Origin of the sequence: Mycobacterium sp. (assembly GCF_039583785.1) — a bacterium.
In the GTDB taxonomy this organism is placed as follows: Bacteria; Actinomycetota; Actinomycetes; order Mycobacteriales; family Mycobacteriaceae; genus Mycobacterium.
Genome location: NZ_JAVKSG010000154.1, coordinates 1 through 3,342 on the forward strand (window position 1 = coordinate 1; position 3,342 = coordinate 3,342).

The following is a 3,342-nucleotide window of genomic DNA, read 5'->3' on the forward strand; positions in this document are numbered from 1 at the left end:
CAAGTCCACCACGACGACCCCTACGCCACCCACCCCGTCACCGACATCAACACCCTCACCCTCGTCTGCCACCCCAATCACGCACTCGCCGAACAAGGCTGGACCACCCGCAAAAACGCCCACGGCCACACCGAATGGATCCCACCCCCACACCTCGACCACGGCCGACCCCGCACCAACACCTACCACCACCCCGAAAAACTGCTACGGGATGACGAAGACGACGAAGGACGATAGCTCTTGCCGTGGCAGTTTCAACGGGCATAGCGTTCCCCCATGTCCCAACGGCGGGATCCGCGAATCGTCGTTATCGGCGCCGGCACGTCAGGTATCGCCGTCGCTCACGTGCTCAAGCAGGCCGGCTTCAGTGATTTCACCATGCTGGAAAAGGGTTCTGACGTCGGCGGAGTGTGGCACTGGAATCGCTATCCGGGGATGCGGTGCGATGTGCCGTCGTACGGCTACCAATTCGCGTTCGCACGCAAGCCCGACTGGAGCCATGTGTGGGCCACGGGCGACGAGATCCAGCATTACCACCGCGACCTGATCGACGAGCTGGACCTGCACTCGCATCTGCGGCTTAACTGCGAAGTCACCGAGGAGGCCACCGACCGCTTCGCCGAAGACGTCGCCGAAGCGATGGTCCCGACCCTGACACGCTGACTTATTCGCGCCGCTTCACCCACTCCTTCCGGATCGCAGAGGTCTGTCTATAGTCGCCGGCGCAGGCGGCTATCTCCGCCGCCAGCCGCGCATTCGACAACACCAGCGCGACGTTGGCCGACAGCGAGGCGCCGTGGGTCTCCCGGTGAAAAAAGTCGAGCAGAAACGGCGTGACGTTCTTGCCGTGTACACCCGCCGACTCGGCGGCCGCCAGCGCATTGTCCAGGACCCGGTCGTGCAGCGCGCGATCCATCTCGTCGCCGGGCGCAATCGGGTTGGCCAGCACCAACCCGTAGCCGTCGGTACCCAGGCGTCGCCGGGCGCGCAGCACATCGGCGGCCTGCTGCGGCGTCTCCACCCGCCAACCCACCGGATGACCGGAGTCGGCCAGGTAGAACCCGGGAAACCGATCGGTGCGGTAGCCGATCACGCCGACGTTGAGGGACTCCAGCCGCTCGAGGGTGGCGCCGACGTCCAGGATCGACTTCACGCCGGCGCAGACCACCAACACTCCGGTCTGCGACAGCGTCATCAGGTCCGCGGACTCGTCCCAACTATCGCGGGCATCGCGATGAACACCGCCAAGCCCACCGGTGGCGAACACCGAAATGCCCACCGCCGCAGCCAGATGTGCGGTCGCGGCCACCGTCGTTGCACCGTCTCCACCACGGGCCGCGAGCATCGCGACGTCGCGCACGCTCACCTTGACCACCGTGTCACTCTCGGCGACATGACGCAGCGCCGCATCGTCGCACCCGATGTGCGCCTCGCCGCCGATGATCGCGATCGTCGCGGGCACCGCCCCGCCCGACCGTACCGCCGCCTCGATCTCGCGTGCGACGCGCAGGTTGTCCGGCCGAGGCAGCCCGTGGCTGATGATGGTGCTTTCCAGCGCAACGACGGGCCGGCCGGCGGCCAGCGCGTCGGAAACCTCGGGGAGGAACTGCACGGGTTGCACCCTACGTCGCGGGCCTACGACTCCTCGGCCGCCTGCATCACCGTGTAACTCGGATCATGCATCGCCACTTGCTTACTGCCGCTCTGGCTCGCCTTTCCGGTGACTCGCAAGACCTGGCCCGGCTGGACGTCATCGCCGTGGCCAGGCTGGAACGTGACCCGGAGATCGCCGCTGCCGTCTCCGACGACGATCCAGCGCAACGTCTTTCCGCGTTTGGTGATGTCTTCGACTTGGCTGACGCGACCCTCCACTGTGGCCCGGACCCCCGGAATGAGGCTGTTCACGTCGATCACCGTGCCGGACTTCTCCGGGTGCTCGTAGTCCTCGGCAGGCTCGTCCTCGCCCCGCCAGATCCGCATCTCGATCTTCTCGATTTTGGCGGCAATGCGCTGCTCCAAGGTGTCCGGGAAGGCTCGGCGGATCCGCGCCTGGACGTCGTAGGGAACGATGGTGGCCGCGGCGTCCGGGACCCGGCTGACCGCGCGCGAGATCTTGTCCGCGGCTTGGTCGTGCAGCAGTCGTCCCAGCAACGGCGCATAGGTTCGGCGTGGCAGCAGCACGGTCACGTGGGTGTCGCGATGTTCGTTGCGGGCCTGGATAACCTGCCTTTGCACTGCGCGGACGATCTGCCGGTCGGGGCAGTCGATCACCCGCAGCGGGGTGTCGATTTCGAATTCGTCCCAACGCTTTCGCAGTTCGGCTGCCCGGTCCGAGTCGATCATGAAGTGCACCGCGATCAACTCGTCCGCACGTAGACCCTTGCCGTAGCGCAGCGCTTCGAGCACCGCGAGGTCCAGCGAGTTGACGCAGACGAACACGCGGTGGCGCGCGTATTTCGTCAGCTGCGGACGGTCGGTGCGGAAGGCCTGGAGAATCGCTGACTCAGCACGGTATTCGCGGTTCAGCCGGATCAGCCCGAACACCAAGATCGGGAATACCACCACCACCAGCCAGGCGCCCTCGGTGAATTTCGCCACCGCGAGGATCCCCACCACGATCGTCGACAACACCCCCGCGGAGAAGTTGATCGCCAACCGGTGCCGCCAGCCCCGCTCACGTTCGGTCAGATGATGTTTGGACATTCCGTAGCCGGCCATCGAGAAGCCGGTGAACACGCCGATTGCGTAGAACGGCACCAACGCATTGACCGATCCACCGGTGAACACCAGCAGCGCCACCGACAGCGCCGCGAGCGTCAGGATGCCGTTGGAGAACACCAACCGATAGCCGCGCTGCATGAGCTGACGCGGTAGGAAGCGGTCTTCGGCAACGAAACTCGCCAACGCGGGGAAGCCGTTGAAGCTGGTGTTGGCGCCGGTGTAGAGAATCGCCGCGGTCGACACCTGCACCAAGACGTACATGGCGTTGCCGATGACCCCGTTGCCGAACACCGCGTGGGCGATCTGCGACAGCACCGACGGGTACTCGCTGAGATACGGCGCGGCGTGAGTGGCGTAAGCCAGATAGCCGACGCCGGCCAGCAGGATTCCCAGGATGCAGGCCATCGCGGTCAACACCCGCCGCGCGTTGACGCCCTGCGGTTTACGGAAGACGTTGACGGTGTTGGAAATTGCCTCCACGCCGGTCAACGACGAACCACCGTTGGCGAACGCCCGTAGCACCACCAGGACGGTCGCGCCCATCACCAGGCCGCTGCTGTGATGGACCGGAACCGCTCCGGCGGCATGGCCGGGATCGTACTGCGGAAGACCCCAAATCAG

3 protein-coding genes and 1 pseudogene are annotated in these 3,342 nt (G+C 65.7%); 2 read left to right on the plus strand and 2 right to left on the minus strand.

The genetic code is table 11. From position 1 onward, the window contains the following. Positions 1-237, plus strand: a pseudogene (locus ABDV69_RS20730) (hypothetical protein); the annotation flags it as partial. Between the two features lie 39 nt (positions 238-276). Further along, positions 277-663, plus strand: a complete 387-nt coding sequence (locus ABDV69_RS20735; protein WP_343577668.1) for an NAD(P)-binding protein — start codon at positions 277-279, stop codon at positions 661-663. A gap of 1 nt (position 664) precedes the next feature. Here ABDV69_RS20735 and ABDV69_RS20740 read toward each other — a convergent pair whose 3' ends face one another. Both ABDV69_RS20740 and ABDV69_RS20745 read right to left on the minus strand, forming a co-directional pair. Then, positions 665-1,612 carry a pseudouridine-5'-phosphate glycosidase gene (locus ABDV69_RS20740; RefSeq protein ID WP_343577669.1) on the minus strand — a complete coding sequence of 316 codons (948 nt, stop codon included), beginning with the start codon at positions 1,610-1,612 and terminating at the stop codon, positions 665-667. A gap of 23 nt (positions 1,613-1,635) precedes the next feature. Further along, positions 1,636-3,342 (minus strand): OB-fold nucleic acid binding domain-containing protein (locus ABDV69_RS20745; protein WP_343577671.1); only part of this gene is annotated, 1,707 nt, incomplete at its 5' end.